At 37.8% G+C, this 2,083-nt stretch carries 2 protein-coding genes; both read left to right on the forward strand.

The genetic code is table 11. The annotated features are described in order from the left end of the window. Positions 1-74 precede the first annotated feature (74 nt). Positions 75-1,247, forward strand: coding sequence for an immunity 26/phosphotriesterase HocA family protein (locus RT445_RS09180; protein ID WP_274793372.1), 1,173 nt, complete (start codon positions 75-77; stop codon positions 1,245-1,247). Between the two features lie 112 nt (positions 1,248-1,359). Continuing rightward, positions 1,360-2,083: YdcF family protein (locus RT445_RS09185; protein ID WP_396631798.1), on the forward strand; the 724-nt coding region annotated here is incomplete at its 3' end.

The following is a 2,083-nucleotide window of genomic DNA, read 5'->3' on the forward strand; positions in this document are numbered from 1 at the left end:
TGAGCTATTTTCGACACCTATCTAATTCAGTATACTTGACGAAAATAGGAAACGATAGGTAGGAGGAAGTTTAGTTGACACCATTTACTAGTTGGTTAACCAATTCATTGCGCCCTTATTTCGGCCTTGACACCCTAGAAGAACACTGGGACATATTTCAAATTAGAGAGGATTATTTTATTTTCCTCGAAGGAGATGTCATTAAAAAAAGAATTTTCGTTAATGAGCATAGCTACCAAGAAGCAGATGTCGACATTTCAACACGTAATCGTGAAGTCATTGTCCCTCAAACCGCACGTGGAAAAGAAAAGAAATTGAATTACACAAATATTTCTGCAGTGAAAGCTACAGGCGTTGTTTTTTCGGCTGGTTTAGGCAATCAAAATCATCCATCTAGCTATATTACGGCTCGTAATACCAAAACATATTATCAGTTACCACTAACAGGCTTTGAGCATTTAACGACTAAATCAGCTCTATTGAATTGGCTTCAGCAATTTCCATCCCTACTTCCTGTAGATTACCCTGACAAGCTAGCTAAGCTAACAAAGATGAAAAGTTTACGCTATAAGACTGTGCCAGGCGATATTTTTCGTGTAGAAATTGATTTATTTGAAGATGGCTATGTGCTTGTAATCGGTGATTTACGTCAAATGCAGAAAGATCATTTATTTGCAGAGGATAGTATTTGGCATAATGTTATGACGATGCCTTTATTTGTCCGTCCCTACTTGTTGACAACGACAGAGCGCTCGCCTTCTCTTGAGGAAATCCAATCCGCTCCATTGGCCGCCCAAACCTATATTGTTATGGACGATCATTTTATGCGTGGGTGCTATGAAAAGGTGGGTCACAAAATGCTAATAGAATCAGATATTGTCTTCCCAATGGGATATGGCGTGACACTAGACTATGGTAAAGAGCCTCGATATCGTCTTTCCTGGGGCTCAGGAACAATTAGCAAACCTGCACCTTTAACCTCATTTCAAACAGCTAGTCGTTTTACCAATCATGGCGTCTATGCAGGCGTAGCAAGTGATTGGTTGAAGCCAGAAGAAGGAATTGTAGAGGAGTCACTAGATCACCTTGACTATCGCGAGGAACGACAACAGGCGTTAGCTGAATTCGGCTTGCCGGAAGACATCACTTATGATGATTTTAATCGCCAAACTGGTGGATTGACGCGCGAGAAATATATTCATTATGTCAATAAAATGTATAGTCGCAGTCGCTCTCACAAAAAATAGAGGGAGTATGCTCATGCTCTCTCTATTTTTTATTGATGGTTGATTTCATCCAATAATTACTTATAATATAAAGATATCATTAACCCACTCCATCACTAGAGGTGCTTTTTTTATGTATTTTGGCATTATACCACTTATTTTTTTCATCATTTTTCTTATATCATATTTAAAAGACCCGAGAAAAATGATCAACGGACTATTATTTAATGTATTTATCTGCTCATTTCTATTATTCTGCGTCATTCTATCTTTAGCATCTGACCATTACTTTATAAGGCTCATTGTCATTATTCCATTAATTGCCTTATTCATCTTAATTCCTTTTGGCATTGTTGCTTTAATGTTTGGTTTATTTTTAAATGCAAGAGTATTAATGCAGCGAGAGGGCAGGCGTTTAGCTAATTCTTTAACTTTGCTTGTGGCTATAGGCATTTTACTTTTTATGCTATTACCGATTATTAGTCCTGCTAGCTTGTTTTCAAGTCATCTTCAACCGATATTTGGAGCGATCTCACTGATTACGTTTTATTTCTTTATCCACCTATCCAATTTTTTATCAGCCTATTTTCTCTATCAATTCAATCGACCACGATTAAATCAGGATTTTATCATCGTGTTAGGTAGTGGGCTAATCAATGATAAAGTACCACCGCTGTTAGCAAGTAGAATTCAAAAAGCGATCGATTTTTATCATAAGCAGGCAGCTGTTTCCACACCACCGACCATCATTTTATCTGGTGGACAAGGGCCTGATGAAAATCTTCCAGAGGCTGAGGCGATGCAACGTTATGCCATTGAAAAGGGAATACCTATCGAGCATACATTACAAGAAAATC

The organism is Lysinibacillus sp., from assembly GCF_032093475.1.
Lineage (GTDB): Bacteria > Bacillota > Bacilli > Bacillales_A > Planococcaceae > Lysinibacillus > Lysinibacillus irui.